The 14,163-nt window shown below is 43.5% G+C and carries 18 protein-coding genes and 1 tRNA gene; 14 read left to right on the top strand and 5 right to left on the bottom strand.

The genetic code is table 11. The features are described from left to right. Nucleotides 1-69 precede the first annotated feature (69 nt). From M2133_RS05745 to M2133_RS05735, 3 genes are all read right to left on the bottom strand, one after another. Nucleotides 70-1,407: a Gfo/Idh/MocA family oxidoreductase gene (locus M2133_RS05745; RefSeq protein WP_277465044.1), complete on the bottom strand. Its 1,338-nt coding sequence runs from the start codon at nt 1,405-1,407 to the stop codon at nt 70-72. Nucleotides 1,408-1,674: 267 nt separating this feature from the next. Beyond that, on the bottom strand, nt 1,675-2,388 hold the full coding sequence (locus M2133_RS05740) for an LrgB family protein (protein WP_277465043.1): 714 nt from the start codon (nt 2,386-2,388) through the stop codon (nt 1,675-1,677). Beyond that, a complete protein-coding gene (locus M2133_RS05735; protein ID WP_277465042.1) occupies nt 2,385-2,744 on the bottom strand; it encodes a CidA/LrgA family protein in 360 nt (119 codons plus the stop codon). The genes M2133_RS05740 and M2133_RS05735 overlap by 4 nt, the downstream gene beginning before the upstream one ends. 78 nt (nt 2,745-2,822) lie before the next feature. On the opposite strand from M2133_RS05735, the gene nikR reads away from it, so the two are divergent. Together nikR and M2133_RS05725 are read left to right on the top strand one after the other, a co-directional pair. Further along, nucleotides 2,823-3,224: a nickel-responsive transcriptional regulator NikR gene (gene nikR, locus M2133_RS05730; protein ID WP_277465041.1), complete on the top strand. Its 402-nt coding sequence runs from the start codon at nt 2,823-2,825 to the stop codon at nt 3,222-3,224. 141 nt (nt 3,225-3,365) lie between these two features. Further along, entirely contained in the window at nt 3,366-5,261 is a 1,896-nt protein-coding gene (locus tag M2133_RS05725) for a TonB-dependent receptor (protein ID WP_346843232.1), read from the top strand. Between the two features lie 69 nt (nt 5,262-5,330). On the opposite strand, the gene M2133_RS05720 is transcribed toward M2133_RS05725, so the two are convergent. Continuing rightward, a complete protein-coding gene (locus tag M2133_RS05720; protein ID WP_277465040.1) occupies nt 5,331-5,795 on the bottom strand; it encodes a thioredoxin domain-containing protein in 465 nt (154 codons plus the stop codon). 215 nt (nt 5,796-6,010) lie between these two features. Here M2133_RS05720 and M2133_RS05715 point away from each other — a divergent pair. From M2133_RS05715 to M2133_RS05660, 12 genes are all read left to right on the top strand, one after another. Further along, nucleotides 6,011-6,095: transfer RNA gene (locus tag M2133_RS05715), tRNA-Ser, on the top strand. Nucleotides 6,096-6,369: 274 nt separating this feature from the next. Next, on the top strand, nt 6,370-7,599 hold the full coding sequence (locus M2133_RS05710) for a site-specific integrase (protein WP_277465039.1): 1,230 nt from the start codon (nt 6,370-6,372) through the stop codon (nt 7,597-7,599). 91 nt (nt 7,600-7,690) lie between these two features. Then, nucleotides 7,691-8,206 carry an ORF6N domain-containing protein gene (locus tag M2133_RS05705; RefSeq protein WP_277465038.1) on the top strand — a complete coding sequence of 172 codons (516 nt, stop codon included), beginning with the start codon at nt 7,691-7,693 and terminating at the stop codon, nt 8,204-8,206. A 7-nt stretch (nt 8,207-8,213) separates the two neighbouring features. Next, nucleotides 8,214-8,633, top strand: coding sequence for a hypothetical protein (locus M2133_RS05700; RefSeq protein ID WP_277465037.1), 420 nt, complete (start codon nt 8,214-8,216; stop codon nt 8,631-8,633). A 25-nt stretch (nt 8,634-8,658) separates the two neighbouring features. Beyond that, a complete protein-coding gene (locus M2133_RS05695) occupies nt 8,659-9,192 on the top strand; it encodes a hypothetical protein (RefSeq protein ID WP_277465036.1) in 534 nt (177 codons plus the stop codon). Between the two features lie 412 nt (nt 9,193-9,604). Further along, entirely contained in the window at nt 9,605-9,835 is a 231-nt protein-coding gene (locus M2133_RS05690; RefSeq protein WP_277465035.1) for a hypothetical protein, read from the top strand. 18 nt (nt 9,836-9,853) lie between these two features. Beyond that, complete coding sequence (locus M2133_RS05685) at nt 9,854-10,843, top strand: fusion protein (protein WP_277465034.1); 990 nt, start codon at nt 9,854-9,856, stop codon at nt 10,841-10,843. An 18-nt stretch (nt 10,844-10,861) separates the two neighbouring features. Beyond that, the gene (locus tag M2133_RS05680; RefSeq protein WP_277465033.1) at nt 10,862-11,272 is read left to right on the top strand and encodes a PcfK-like family protein; all 411 of its coding nucleotides are present in this window, start codon (nt 10,862-10,864) and stop codon (nt 11,270-11,272) included. 11 nt (nt 11,273-11,283) lie between these two features. Next, nucleotides 11,284-12,555: a PcfJ domain-containing protein gene (locus M2133_RS05675; RefSeq protein WP_277465032.1), complete on the top strand. Its 1,272-nt coding sequence runs from the start codon at nt 11,284-11,286 to the stop codon at nt 12,553-12,555. Nucleotides 12,556-12,577: 22 nt separating this feature from the next. Continuing rightward, the gene (locus M2133_RS05670) at nt 12,578-12,784 is read left to right on the top strand and encodes a hypothetical protein (RefSeq protein WP_277465031.1); all 207 of its coding nucleotides are present in this window, start codon (nt 12,578-12,580) and stop codon (nt 12,782-12,784) included. 41 nt (nt 12,785-12,825) lie between these two features. Next, on the top strand, nt 12,826-13,059 hold the full coding sequence (locus M2133_RS05665) for a hypothetical protein (RefSeq protein WP_277465030.1): 234 nt from the start codon (nt 12,826-12,828) through the stop codon (nt 13,057-13,059). A 4-nt stretch (nt 13,060-13,063) separates the two neighbouring features. Further along, a complete protein-coding gene (locus M2133_RS05660) occupies nt 13,064-13,276 on the top strand; it encodes a DUF3873 family protein (protein WP_277465029.1) in 213 nt (70 codons plus the stop codon). Nucleotides 13,277-13,365: 89 nt separating this feature from the next. Here M2133_RS05660 and M2133_RS05655 read toward each other — a convergent pair whose 3' ends face one another. Next, nucleotides 13,366-14,163: a cation diffusion facilitator family transporter gene (locus M2133_RS05655; RefSeq protein ID WP_080904110.1), complete on the bottom strand. Its 798-nt coding sequence runs from the start codon at nt 14,161-14,163 to the stop codon at nt 13,366-13,368.

Here is a 14,163-nt window from a genome sequence, read left to right as displayed (position 1 = left end):
TTCACGATAATCCCTTTTTTATAACTCGCAAAATTAGGAAAATAATTGCGATTAGACCAATCTTTTCCGCTACAACTTATACGGTTTGCGATATTCGTAATGATACAGACGGTGTGCGGCGGCTTCTTTGTCGTCTTCGAAGCTTAACGTGGCCGGATCCCATTTGACCGGACGTTGCAGTTCGGTGGCGATGTTTGCCAGGCAACACAAGGTGTTGGTGCTGCATCCCACTTCGACCGGTGCAATCGGGTTTTTGCGCGAACGCACGGCGTCGATGAAGTTTTGCATATGCGGCGAACTGACTTCGTATTCTCCTTCGCCTACGGCCGTTTGTTGTTTCTTCAATAACGACGGATTGGAGCATTCGATATATCCGCGGGCTACTTTGAGCCAGCCTTTGGTGCCGACGAACTGGATACCCTGCGCATTGGCGTTGTCTTCGCGGTAGGGCTGTTCGGTCATGATAATGCCGTTCTGATACTTCATGGTCAGGTAAGGCGTTCCTTTGTATCCTTTGGGGATGTATTCAACCGGTCCGGAACCGTCCATGCCGATAGCTGCCTGTGCAATATCGAACATGTGCGCGCCCCAGTCGGCCGTGAAACCGTTACCCAATTCGCAATACCAGCGCCAGGCGCCCCATAGTTCTTCGTTCATCTCCGGATCGAGAGAAACGGGCGGGCAGAGGTCGGGATGATAATGAATCTTGGGATCATTCAGCGGTCCCATCCATAAGTTCCAGTTCAAGGAAGCCGGAACAGCCTGTTCGGGCAGATTGAATGGCGTAGGGGGATCGCCTACCTTGGCGTAGATCTTTTCGATATGTCCGATCGCTCCGCTTCTGACCAGGGCGATGGCCTGTTGGAATTCCTTGCTCGAGCGTTGCTGGCTGCCCACCTGCAGTACGGCGTTATTGCGACGTACGGCCTCGACCATCTTCAAACCTTCTCGAATGGTATAGGCCAATGGCTTTTGCACGTACACATCTTTGCCCGCGTCGCAGGCATCTATGCTGATCAACGCATGCCAATGGTCGGGCGTGGCAATCGATACGGCATCGATATCTTTCCGGTCTAACAATTCTTCATAGAATTCATACAGATCACAACGGGTAGCAACGCCCAGTTTCTTCTGCCAGGCTTGTACCTGCCGTCCGAAACGCTCTCTTTTGATGGCGTCGGCATCACAACCGGCAACGACCTGAACACCGGGGCATGGCGTGAAACTGTTAAAGTCGGAAAGCCCCTGCCGGCCCAGTCCGATAAATCCCAATACGACCCGGTCGCTCGGAGCAATACGCACGCCATTGGCATACGTCCAGGAGGGTAATAACGTCAATCCGGCTAATCCTAAAGCAGAATAGCTCAGGAACTCCCGCCGATTCATTTTTTTCTTTTGATTGTCCATGTTTTTCTTTTTTAGTGGTATTTCGATTTTTTGATTATTTTGTCGTGCAACAGATGAACCTTGCATTTCAAGGATACGAAAATATAAAAAGTTTGCCTTGATCTTTTCTCTTTAAGGAAATATTTGCATTAGACGGCTTCTTTTCATCGTTTGTGGGATAGTTTGTAGCTTTTTCTGCCATAGAAAAAGAGTGGCGATAACTGTCAGCACAAGTGCCGACAGTTATCGGCACTTTATTTCTACGATAGGAAAATGCAAATATCCTGGTTACAAAAAGAACTTTTCAACGAAAGGAATCAGGATGGCGGTCATAACGCCCATAATGCCGATGGCGAGTCCGCTGATGGCGCCTTCGAGAGCACCCATTTCAAGGGCGCGGGTGGTGCCTAATGCGTGGGAGGCGGAGCCGATGGCCAGGCCTTTGGCTATTTTGCTTTGAATGCCGAGGCGACGGAGGATCAGGGGACCGACCAGTCCGCCGAATATGCCGCAGATCACCACAAAGGCGACGGCCAATTCGGGAATACCGCCGGTGGTCTGGGCGATGCTGATGGCGATCGGGGTGGTGACCGACTTGGGTGCCAGGGACATCTGCAACATCTTATCGGCGCCCATGAGTTTGGCGGTACCGATCACCGTGACTATTCCCACCACACTGCCCGCAAAGACGGCAATCAGCATGGAAGTGACATTGCCTTTGATGTATTCGATCTGTTCGTACAGGATATAACCCAAGGCGACGACGCTGGGACCCAGCATGAAATTCAGGATCTTGGTCTGTTCGTAAAACGTACTGTATTCGATATCCGTGATTTTCAGGAACGGAATGATAATGGCGACCGAGATCAGGAGCGGTTGCAGTAACGGGAATTTCAAGCGTTTATACAGGTAAACGCCCAACAGGAACGTGCCCAATACCAGGCAGAGCAGAAATACCTCGCCGGAGAATAATGCCTTGAGTTGTGCCGCGTGATCGTTCATTTTTTTGTAGAAGTCTTTTGCCGGTTCTTTTCAAAACTCTCCTGAATCACCGCCACGACAATGATTGTCAGAACCGTGCTGATGATAATCGCCAGTGAGATAGCCCAGATCGATTGGGAAATCAATTCGGTATAAGCCATTAGCCCGACCGCCGGGGGAACGAAGAATACCGCCATGTTTTTGGTGATGATCGTAGCCGTGTCTTTGACACTGTTCGGGTGAACCAGTTTAAAGAACAAACTCAAGAAAAGCAGGATCATGCCGATCACGCTACCCGGGATGAATCCATTGATAAATATGCTGCAAAACTCTCCCAGGAAATAAAACAGGAGAATGTAGAATAGACCTTTTATCATAATACTGATTGAAACTGGTGCAAAGGTATAACAAAATAATTGTACCTTTACTGTTCAATTCAAAAATGAGAAAGGAATATGGCTCTGAAACGTTTTGGTGTCTCTTTGGAAGATGATCTGTTGGAATCTTTGGATAATTATGTGCAGGAGAATGGCTTTTCGAACCGTTCGCAGGCGATTCGTTTTCTGGTCGAGAAGAACGTCGCCGAGCAGAAATGGCAGTGCAACCATATTGTCGCCGGCACAACTATCCTGATGTACGACCAGAAGAAAAAAGAAATCGTCTCCCGGATCACCGATATCGAGCAGCAATATCAGGATGCCGTCCTTTCTTCTTCTCAATATTATATCAATCAAAATTTCTGCCTTCACATCGTTACGGTTATGGGCGAGGCGCACCGGCTGACGGAACTCTCCGATCGCTTGATTGCCATCCGCGGGATCAAACACGGGAAATTGGTGATGAGCCGCGCCGATTGAACGGTATATTTTCGTTTTAAGCCGAACTATTCCCCCGTTTGTGACACTGTTTTTCTTTTTTGTGCCACGAGTGTGCTACTTTGTTTACTAATTGTGTTACATTTGCGCATTGATTTATATGCATTGCAGTAAAAGAAAACGATGATGAAAAGAGTATTTTGTGGATTGTGCGGACTTCTGTTGTCTTCTTTCCCCTTTCAATCGTATGCGTTGGACGACGAACCGTTGTCGGTCGACAGTTTGATACGCCTCAAAGAGGTTGTGATCTCCGCCACGAAAACGGAGGTGAGTAAGCATCAGATACCTTTGACGATCTCGGTGATCAACCGGGCAACACTGAATGAAACGACCGAAACGGGCGTCTTGTCGGTTTTGTCTGAAGAGGTGCCGGGGGTATTTGTTACGGAGAGAAGCGTGACCGGGTATGGCATCAGTAACGGCTCGGCGGGTTCAGTCTCGATCCATGGAGTAGGAGGGGGCAATAAAATCCTGATGCTTTTTGACGGGCAACCCATGTGGGCCGGTATTTTCGGGCATAATGTGCCGGATGTGTATGTGGCTTCGGATGCGGAGCGGGTCGAAGTGGTGCGCGGGCCGGGTTCGTTGCTCTACGGGTCGAATGCGATGGGAGGGGTGGTGAATGTGATCACCCGCAAAGCGAAAGAGGATGGAGTGCATGGACGGGCGCGTGTGATGTACGGATCGTATAACACGCAAAAATATTCGGCGAACGCCGGGTATAAAAAGAATAAATTGAACCTGTATGCCTCTGTCAATCATGACCGTTCGGATGGGCACCGGGATAATTCCGACTTTTATATCACCAATGGGTATATCCGTGCCGGCTACGATTTTTCGGAAAACTGGAATGCGAATGCCAGTGCGATCATTGCCGATTTTAAGGTGACCAACCCCGGAACGATAGAAACGCCGGCAATCGAAAACTGGTCGGAAGCTTTCCGGACCACCTATTCGCTTTCGCTCAATAACCAATACGAATCGATGAGCGGAGCGCTTCAAATGTTTTATAATCAAGGCTCGCATAAGATAGATGATGGCTGGCAAAACAATGCGCCCCGCGACTATTGGTTTCGCTCGCGCGATTTTAACCGGGGTATCGCCCTGTTCGAATCTTTCCGGTTGTTTGAAGGCAATCAGGTCACTCTCGGCGTGGATTTCAAGCAATGGGGCGGATATGCCTGGAATATCAGTAAACCGGGAAAAACGGTGGATGAAAGCCGGTCGGTGGATAAAACGGTAAATGAAGTGGCCGGCTATGTCGTGGCCCAGCAAAACCTGTTCGATAGACTGACAATCAATGCCGGTGTCCGTTTGGAGAATAATGAAGGATATGGAAATGAATGGGTTCCACAGGCCGGTATCTCTTATCAGGCGTTGGAGGGAACGACCTTTAAATTTTCAGCATCCAAAGGTTTCCGCAGCCCGAACCTGCGTGAACTCTATATGTTTAAGGCGGCCAATCCCGATCTGGAACCGGAGAGGATGTGGAATTATGATTTATCGTATCTGCAATCGTTATTGAATGATCAGTTGAATTTTGAGCTGACCGGTTATATCGCTAAAGGAGATAATATGATTGCTACCATCCAGGGTGAAAATGGTCCGCAGAATATGAATACCGGGAAGTTTACAAACAAAGGGATTGACTTCGCCGCGAACTACCATCTCTCTCCGCTGTTGAAGCTGCGGGCAAACTACAGTTTTATCGATACGGACACGCGGATTTCCGGCCTGGCTCCCAAACATAAGGTGTTTGTCGGGATGGACTGGAAGATCAAAAAGGTGCAGATTGCCCCGAACTTCCAATATGTCAACGGCTTATATATGGAAACGGTCAACGAAAAGGATCAGATGGAAAGTTATGCACTATTGAATTGCAAAGTGTCTTACAAACCAAATGCATGGCTGACCCTGTTTGTGAATGGAGAAAACCTGACAGATACGTCTTACCAGACTTACAATGGCTACCCGATGCCGGGCATTGTTGTGTTGGGCGGGGTGGACTTTCAGTTTTAGCCTGCGTTGAAAAAAATACCCGTATTCCATTGCGAAATACGGGTATTCTGTTGACGAAATACGGCTATTTTATTTTCCTAAAAGAAATCCATCGATTTGTTCCACAAAAACCTCTTTTGGCAAAGCACCTTGTGCCATCTGAGGCTGTCCCTTTGCCGGAACGAACAAAAGAGAAGGAATGCTCTGGATACCGAAAAGAGCTTTCAGTTCCTGCTCGTTGTCGATATTGACTTTATAGATAATGATATCCTCTTTGTAATCGGCAGCCAACTCCTTCAGGATCGGAGCGATTTTCTTGCAAGGCGGGCACCAGTCGGCATAGAAGTCGATGATGCAAGGCTTATTCCCTTCGTACACCCATTCTTCCTGGTTCTTTTCGTAGTTGAAAACCTTGGTTAAGAAATCCGCTTTGTTCAACGTGATCACCTCGCCCTGGCTTGCTTTACTTGTATTCGTCTTATCCTTTGCCGCCATGGAACAGCTCACCGCAAAGAGCAGAACGCTTATTAAAAATAAATTTTTCAAATTCTTCATACAAATGCATACACTAGTTAATACAGCTACAAAATTAGGAATAAAACACTTACGCACTATCCAATAAATCCTAAAAGAAAAATAATAAACAAAAACGAAAAAATATCCTCCAAACCTTAGGAAGTAAAAGAAAAATCACTACATTTGCACCGCGTTTGAGAGAAAACGCAATTCATGTAGTGATAAACTTTTGATCATATTGATTCATTAACAATGGAGAGATGGCAGAGTGGTCGATTGCGGCGGTCTTGAAAACCGTTGAAGTGAGAGCTTCCGGGGGTTCGAATCCCTCTCTCTCCGCTGGAAGGTCTGGTCAAAACTGGACAACCACAGGACAAAACCCTACAAGTCAATAACTTGTAGGGTTTTTTGCTTTTAAAAAGTTCGGCTATCAGGACACGAAAAGGACTAAAAAAGACAGGTTTTTGTGCCTAAATCGTTACCGATTCCGTTCTGGACAAAAACGGTAACGATTTGTCTGAATTTGACCTCCCTTTGTCCACTTTTGTACAGTTTGCATATATCTCATATTTAACAAGTTAAAAGTAATTTTGTAACAGTAAAAATTGAGATTATGAAGAGTACATTTAAAGTCCTTTTCTACCTGAAAAAAGGGTCGGAAAAGCGTAATGGAGAGGTAACAATTATGGCAAGAGTTACCGTTGACGGAAAAATTTGCCAATTTAGTACGAAACAAAGCATCCATCCCGATAATTGGAGCGTAAAAGCAGGGAAGGCGACCGGGAAGTCTTGTGTCCAAATCAACAATCTACTGGATGATATTAAGGCATCGCTGCACAAAATCTACCATGAGCAGCAACGGCGGGAAAACTATGTTACCGCCGAACAAGTCAAGAATGAATTTTTAGGGCATACCGAGAACCACGAAACGTTACTGAACTTATTTCAGAAGCATAACGATGATGTGAAGCGGCTTATAGGTCTGTCCAAATCTGCATCTACCCACCAAAAGTATGAAGTAACCCGCAAACACCTTGCGAGCTTTATCCAAACGAAGTATAAGTCTTCTGATATAGCCTTGAAGTCTATAAACAATATGTTTATCACAGACTTTGAAGTCTATCTGATGACCGTTGGCGGCTGCAACCACAACACAACCGCTAAGTTTATGCAGTTTTTCAAACGTATTGTTTTGATTGCCCGTAACAATGGAATAATTACCGGCGATCCTTTCGTGAATTATAAAATCCGCTTGCATAAAGTTGATAGAGGCTATCTTACAGAAGATGAAATCAAGAAAATACTTGAACTCAATCTTGTTTCTGAAAGGTTGGAACACGTTCGCGACTTGTTTATCTTTTCATGTTTTTGCGGTTTAGCTTATATAGATGTAGCAGGACTTCGCAAAGAGCATATCCGCAAATCGTTTGACGGCAATCTTTGGATTATGACTAAGCGAGTAAAAACAGGAACCGACGTGAATGTCCCTCTATTGGACATTGCTAAAATGATTTTGGATAAGTATAAGGACAAGCTCCCTAACGGCAAAATCCTACCTGTAATCAGCAATCAAAAGCTTAATTCTTATTTGAAGGAGATTGCCGACCTTGCCGGAATCAAGAAGAATCTTACATTTCACCTCGCCCGTCATACTTTCGCGACCACTACAACACTGGGCAAAGGTGTTCCTATCGAAACTGTTTCAAAAATGTTGGGACACACCAATATCGAAACCACTCAAATCTACGCCCGTATCACTAATAGCAAGATAAGCAGCGATATGAAAGGACTTTCAGAACAGTTTACGGGCATTGAGAAAATCTATAAAAAAATGGCTCAATAGTTACCTGTTGAAAAACGGTAACGAAAAGGGTAACGATTTAGAAACAAATAGGTAACGATTTTCTATGTAAAGTATTAAAATACAAAAAGATATGGAGCTACAAATAATTCAAAGTAAGATTTTTGAGATTAGAGGGCAACGTGTCATATTAGATTTTGACCTTGCGGAGTTATATGAGGTAGAAAACAGATCATTGAAACAAGCGGTAAAGCGTAATATCGCTCGCTTCCCAAGTGACTTCATGTTTACACTCACAAAAAACGAATGGCAAGAGGTTATCACAATTTGTGATAACCTCCCCCAAACGGTAAAGTTCAGTCCAGCCTTACCGTTCGCATTCTCGGAACAAGGCGTAGCAATGCTCTCTTCAGTGCTAAGGAGTACGAAAGCAATCGAGGTAAACATTTCTATAATGAGAGCTTTCGTAGCTTTGCGTCAATACGCACTCGGTTATGCTGAACTCAACAAGAAACTTGAAACGTTTATGATAGAAACCAATATGCAATTCAGCGATATTTATCAGGCTCTAACCGAACTGGCTTCGCAAAAGGAGCTTGAAAACAAGCCCCGAAAGCGTATCGGTTTTAATGTTCAACATGAAGAATAGTATAATTATGGAACACGGATATATCAAAATCAAAGAAAATAATGAAAATCAGTTAATTGTTGAAGCGAAACTCGTAAATTGCACTCTTTGGCTGACAAAGCACGAGATAGCTGATTTGTTTAATGTGTCAATAGTATCGGCGAATAATAGTCTTCGGGCTGTTTTCAAATCGGGATTACTCCATGAAGAAAACGTAACCCGAATACACAAATACGAGCATAACGGTCGTCAATGTGAAATGACATTATATAATCTGGAAGCATTGATTTTTGTCAGTTATCGCATAGCGTCATTTGAAGCACGGGCGTTCAGGGAATGGGTAATGGCGGCACTAACCGAATTTACCCGAACAAAACCTAAGAGAGAAACGGAAGTTCTGATTGTGTACAACCTATCGTCAAAACTCCCTCTCATATCATTAAATTAGGTCAAACAAATAATATCATTCAGTTATGAAAAATGTAATTTATCTATTCATTGCGGTTTTCATGGTTGCCTGTGGTGGCACAAGTACAAACAACACTTACGAGAAAACCATTACCGGCTATCTACTAAAAGGTAGCGACACAAAAGAAAATCTCAACTTCAAAGTTATTGAGTTGAACGAACATGGCACTGTTACGGTTGCCGATAGTATTGCTTACCTTACTGACGAGTTTAGGAAAGATAAAGAGCTTGTTATTAAGCGGATTGAGCTTGCCAAAAAAATGAGTGAAACGCTACTGGCTAAAGCAAAAAAGCAAAGCGATATTGATAAATACAATACGGATATTGTTGAAATTAGCAACAGCATTGATTCGCTTAGAAACCTTACTCCCGATAATCTTCGGGGATATGACAGCAGAAATGCCAATGACGTACTTTCAGTAATCGTCCGTTGCAAATACTCGCTTGTTCCTCCGGGCAGAACAGCCGTTGAAGAAACATTTGATTTCTATCTATCGCCTGACGGAAGTAAATGTTACGGCAAGACAAGAGCCAAATAACCGTATATTAATCTAACACAACGAAGCCTGTTTCTGAAAATGAAGCAGGCTTTTTTATGCTTATAACTTTCCTTTCTGTGGTGAAAATCTGCGTTTTACAATAACAAACGCAAAGTATCCGACCAAAATTCTTTTTACTACACTTCTCTCCGGTATAATTTCTTCCTCATTCGCGAGTATCTGAGCGGGTACTTCTTGACCTCACGTTCAGGATACAAAGGTATTTCGGCAAATCCTGTCGCCAAATTGGTTTGTCGGAAAAATCTTCCTCTTTCCCTTGCTTGAACTACGGGCGAGCGTATTTATTCCACAAAAATTTGTCTTCGGCGGATTTTAGCCGACCTTTTAAGTATCCCGAAACATAAGGTCAGTACACCGGCTCCGATACGGCAGAAAAAAAAAGTCAGAAATTATGAGAAGTATAGCAAAAAACAGGAAACAAGGTAGTAACCTTCCAATTAGCATAAAATTGGTGGTAAAAATCGCATTAGTGGCTTTGGGGTTTTCCGTGTGGGGAACAGGGTTTATTTGGGCGTTAGTGGGCTTGTATCTCTTTCTTCCTGTCATTCGGGGTATCCTCTCCTTCTTCGTGGGTTTGGGTGCTATCATTCTCTTTATCCTCTTTCTTTTTTCGTTTTTATAATCCCCTAAAATTAGAGTTATGAGCAAAGTATTTTTATTAGGTGCAAACCGTGAAATCGACCGAGCCAAGCAAGTGGTAGAAGTCAATCAGATAATCCAAATGGAAGGCTATCATTACGATAGATATGTAGTGTACGACATTCGCAAAAACGATTGGGGTATTGCTTACAAGCTGATTAACCTGCGGACGAAGGAGTTTTTCACAGCCGACATTATCCGCCCACTATCCGAGAAATTCGGTATCGGTTATTATTACGACAGCGAGAACCCCCAGTTTATGGACGCTTTCGAGGTGCTGATACTTCAGCAGGAAGCCGAGTATAAAAAGAAAGCGGAACAGGACGAAGCCGAAAAGGAAAAAGTCAGAGTAGAACAAGTTCGGGAAATCGGACGGAAACGCTTTGCTGAGATATTTCCCGAAGATGCTTTAGGCGTTATCGTGGCACGATTGAAACAGGACGATAGCGACCGAATGACCGACTATTACGCACACAGCACACAACAGACGGTTATCATAGGCTTTTCAAAGCACAAAAGGGACTTGTTTTCCGAAATGCGGAAACACGCTCCCAATTTGGAAGAAACCGCCTACTTGTCCGAGTTTAACGAGGATTACGAACACCGTGAGAAATACAGCATGGGCGACGGATACTATTTGGGCGAAAGTAAGTACAGTGGTTGGATAATCGAAAAAGTGCCAGTCTATAACCGTGAACGCACGATTGAGGATTTTGCCTACACCGCAGGAAACGAGGAAAATATCCGTATCGGTAAACCGAATACACCACCAAACAAGCCAACAGAAGAAAGCAATAGCGGTTGCACATTGGTCGAATACTCCGCCAAAGCGGTAGCGGTATTCGGAGAAACAAGAGCCATAAAAGACGAACTCAAAGCAATGGGCGGACGCTTCAACAGCCGATTGACATTCAACGGTAAGAAGTTAGCAGGTTGGATATTCCCTAAATCACAGGAGCAACGTTTAGCCTATTATTTCGGATTAGATTAATACATAAAATTTATAGATATGAAAGCAACAAATCATTTCAAAAATACCATTAAGGCGTATTTAGACCAACGTGCGGAAGAAGATGTATTGTTCTCATTCCAATACACCAAACCCGACAAAAACATGGACGATTGTTTAACCTACATTCTCAACGAGGTAAAGAAAAGCGGTTGTATGGGTTTTGCCGATGATGAAATCTTCGGAATGGCGGTACATTATTACGATGAAGACAATATCGAGGTAGGCAAGCCGATGAACGCCCATGTAGTAGTAAACCACGTTGTAGAACTCACAGCCGAAGAAAAGGAAGAAGCACGTCAAAAAGCCATTCAAAAGGCACAGGACGAAGCATATAACAAGTTGAAACAACCTATCAAGAGAGCGAAACAAGTCGCACTAAATCCGCAACCGAGTTTATTTGATTTTTAAAGCATTACCCCATGAAAGCGAAGAACAAATTCCAACAGCAAATCGTAGAAGCGAGTAAAACCCTGCCTGCTATTACCAAAGCACAGGCACAATGGGGATACGATAACGCTATAGAACATATTGGACGAAGAACCGACAAAGGTGCTATCACTTGCACCAAGTGCGGTCATTCATGGCAAGGTACAGGCTATTTGGTCGATACCTTAACCGACTGCATTTGTCCGAACTGCCAAGCCAAATTAGCGGTAAAAACCACCAAGCAACGAGTATTCAGCGGAAGCTATTATATGACCATAGTAACCGCCCACAAGGGTTATCAAGTATTGCGTACCGTGATGATTAAATGCGTTGGCAAGGTCGACAAACCGTGTGAATACACCCATTCGGAAGTGATGCAACGTTGGATTGCTCCAAACGGCAAACATTGCACCTTTGCCAAACTTCGCCAAACAATGGGGACAATGTATTACGACTCGTGGATTTTTCCCTCCATGTTGGAACTTCGCCAAGAAAACGACGTGTATAACCGCATTTTTACAGGCGAGATGTACCCAAGACAGAAGCTAATTTCCGAAATCAAGCGGACAGGTTTTAACAAGTTTTTTTATGGGCAAAAGCCGATTGATATGTTCCGCACCTTGCTCACGGATAGCCGAACCGAAACCTTGTTAAAAACAGGACAAAGCAAGCTGTTGGAGCGGATTATGGATATAGGTTGGAAGAACATAGATAACTATTGGCAGTCAATCCGCATTTGTATTCGCAACGGTTACAAAATCGAAGATGCTACGCTTTGGTGCGACTATATCGACAATCTCCGTTTTTTCGGGAAAGACCTGCACAACGCCAAGTATGTTTGCCCGACAGACCTACACGCAGAACACGACCGCTATATGCGGAAGAAAGCCAAAGCCGATGCACAACATGAACTCGAAAAGCAATTGGAGAAAGAAGCCGAATACAAAGAAGCCAAAGCAAAATTCTTCGGATTGATGTTTTCAGACGGACTTATCAGCGTTCGGGTACTCGAAAGCGTTGCCGACATTGTGTTGGAGGGGAAGCTGATGCACCATTGCGTAGGTGGTTACCACTCAAAAACCGACAGCCTTATCCTTTCCGCTTGCATTGACGGACAACGGATTGAAACTGTAGAACTATCACTTTCTCAACTAAAGGTTATTCAAAGCAGGGGCGTTTGCAACAAGAACACCGAACATCACAGCCGAATCATCCAGCTTGTAGAGAGCAATATCCCACTTATTGAAGAAAGATTAGCAGCGTAAAAAACATATAAATATCAAAGACATGAAAGCAAAAGAAGTAAACGAGAATTTAATCGGCAAGTATTGCCACATTTCGGGCGATTTAGAGAACGGATTTTTTGAAGGAAAGCCGTATATCTGCCACGAGAGTATCACAAGAGTTATCACTCGCATAACAGCCACTCACATTATTTGTGAGTGTGGCAGAAAATTCTTGAAAAACAAAAATTTAGAGATTATAGAACGATAATAAATCATAGGGCGGAGCAATCCGCCCATAAATCAAAAAATATGAATACAGATAAATCAAAAACAGCGGCTATAGAGCTATATTCTACCGACTACGTTTTTATGGACGAGAGCGACAATTTTATCCGATTTTCAGACGGACAAATAATGATTACGGCAGATGAAGATGAGGTACAGGAAGAAATAAAATTCGGCTCAACACCCATTCGATGCACTGATTTAAGCAGAGATAAGCAAGCAGAACTAATTGAAAACATAAAGAAATTTGATAACTAAAAACATGAAAACAAATTCAATTAACAAAAACGGTTGCTCCGTATGCGAGCAGGGCAAAGAGAATTACACCACTTTTATTGCAGGAGCATTCAGAGGTACAGAATACTACCAATACGATTACCGCCACACGGACGGAGAACTTTTCTCGACGGTAGCCAAATCATTGGAACAATGCAGAAAAGAGCGGGACGAATGGCTTTCAAAAAAGCAAGAATAACAAATTACACAATAGACGGGCGATTTTTTCGCCCGTTACTTATGAGATTTCCAAATTATTTTGAAGAAAATATTAAAACTTGCGAAGAATTAATTCTTCGCAAGTTTTAATATCCTTATTGCCCCTCTGATAACAATAAGAAAGACGATACTACCGATAATAAGGTCTGGTATCTGATTATTTAATTGCCATACCAAGAATCCTGCAAGAATTACCCCTGCATTTATAATCACATCATTAGATGAAAAAATGATACTTGCCTGTATATGGGCATCTTTGCTTTTTGTCCTTTGAAGTAAAAGCAAACAAATGACATTGGCAATCAAAGCAAGTATGGATACACCTATCATCGTTTGAAAGACAGGCATTTCTTCTGCACCTGTAAACCGCCTGATTACCTCTATAAAACCGATTGCAGCCAAAAATATCTGGAAATATCCGCAAATCATGGCAACCCGCTTTTTACGGCTTACGGCTGCACCTACCGCAAACAAGCTTAATCCATATACAAAAGCATCGGCAAGCATATCAAGACTATCCGCAACCAATCCCATTGATTTGGATATGATACCCGTTGACATTTCAATCAGGAAAAAACCGAAGTTAATAGCCAACACAATCCAAAGGACTTTACGCTGTTTACTATCTTCCTCTGCCTTAAATTCGCCTGTCATTTCAGCACTTTCAATAAAGCGTGAACCGAGATTCAAGGTAGCAAGCTGTTGTTCGATTATTTGATAGTCGCCTGTATGGTAAACAGTCAATACCCTGCCTTTCAGGTCAAATTCCTGTTTGGCAATACCCTCTACGTTTTGAAGTTTCATCCGAATGAGGTTTTCCTCACTCGGACAATCCATTTGTTCAATTTTAAAAATTGATTTATTCAT

This window comes from Parabacteroides sp. PF5-6 (assembly GCF_029504695.1).
Lineage (GTDB): Bacteria > Bacteroidota > Bacteroidia > Bacteroidales > Tannerellaceae > QVMG01.
This window is presented reverse-complemented; position numbering and strand designations above follow the sequence as displayed.

Excerpts from the sequence above, each read along its gene's own strand:
- M2133_RS05705 (WP_277465038.1), top strand. The coding sequence starts at position 7,691 with ATGGAGCTACAAATAATTCAAAGTAAGATTTTTGAGATTAGAGGGCAA.
- M2133_RS05680 (WP_277465033.1), top strand. The coding sequence starts at position 10,862 with ATGAAAGCAACAAATCATTTCAAAAATACCATTAAGGCGTATTTAGAC.
- M2133_RS05675 (WP_277465032.1), top strand. The coding sequence starts at position 11,284 with ATGAAAGCGAAGAACAAATTCCAACAGCAAATCGTAGAAGCGAGTAAA.
- M2133_RS05740 (WP_277465043.1), bottom strand. The coding sequence starts at position 2,388 with ATGAACGATCACGCGGCACAACTCAAGGCATTATTCTCCGGCGAGGTA.
- M2133_RS05665 (WP_277465030.1), top strand. The coding sequence starts at position 12,826 with ATGAATACAGATAAATCAAAAACAGCGGCTATAGAGCTATATTCTACC.
- M2133_RS05695 (WP_277465036.1), top strand. The coding sequence starts at position 8,659 with ATGAAAAATGTAATTTATCTATTCATTGCGGTTTTCATGGTTGCCTGT.
- M2133_RS05690 (WP_277465035.1), top strand. The coding sequence starts at position 9,605 with ATGAGAAGTATAGCAAAAAACAGGAAACAAGGTAGTAACCTTCCAATT.
- M2133_RS05655 (WP_080904110.1), bottom strand. The coding sequence starts at position 14,163 with ATGAATAAATCAATTTTTAAAATTGAACAAATGGATTGTCCGAGTGAG.
- nikR (WP_277465041.1), top strand. The coding sequence starts at position 2,823 with ATGGCTCTGAAACGTTTTGGTGTCTCTTTGGAAGATGATCTGTTGGAA.
- M2133_RS05685 (WP_277465034.1), top strand. The coding sequence starts at position 9,854 with ATGAGCAAAGTATTTTTATTAGGTGCAAACCGTGAAATCGACCGAGCC.
- M2133_RS05745 (WP_277465044.1), bottom strand. The coding sequence starts at position 1,407 with ATGGACAATCAAAAGAAAAAAATGAATCGGCGGGAGTTCCTGAGCTAT.
- M2133_RS05720 (WP_277465040.1), bottom strand. The coding sequence starts at position 5,795 with ATGAAGAATTTGAAAAATTTATTTTTAATAAGCGTTCTGCTCTTTGCG.
- M2133_RS05670 (WP_277465031.1), top strand. The coding sequence starts at position 12,578 with ATGAAAGCAAAAGAAGTAAACGAGAATTTAATCGGCAAGTATTGCCAC.
- M2133_RS05660 (WP_277465029.1), top strand. The coding sequence starts at position 13,064 with ATGAAAACAAATTCAATTAACAAAAACGGTTGCTCCGTATGCGAGCAG.
- M2133_RS05725 (WP_346843232.1), top strand. The coding sequence starts at position 3,366 with ATGATGAAAAGAGTATTTTGTGGATTGTGCGGACTTCTGTTGTCTTCT.
- M2133_RS05710 (WP_277465039.1), top strand. The coding sequence starts at position 6,370 with ATGAAGAGTACATTTAAAGTCCTTTTCTACCTGAAAAAAGGGTCGGAA.
- M2133_RS05700 (WP_277465037.1), top strand. The coding sequence starts at position 8,214 with ATGGAACACGGATATATCAAAATCAAAGAAAATAATGAAAATCAGTTA.
- M2133_RS05735 (WP_277465042.1), bottom strand. The coding sequence starts at position 2,744 with ATGATAAAAGGTCTATTCTACATTCTCCTGTTTTATTTCCTGGGAGAG.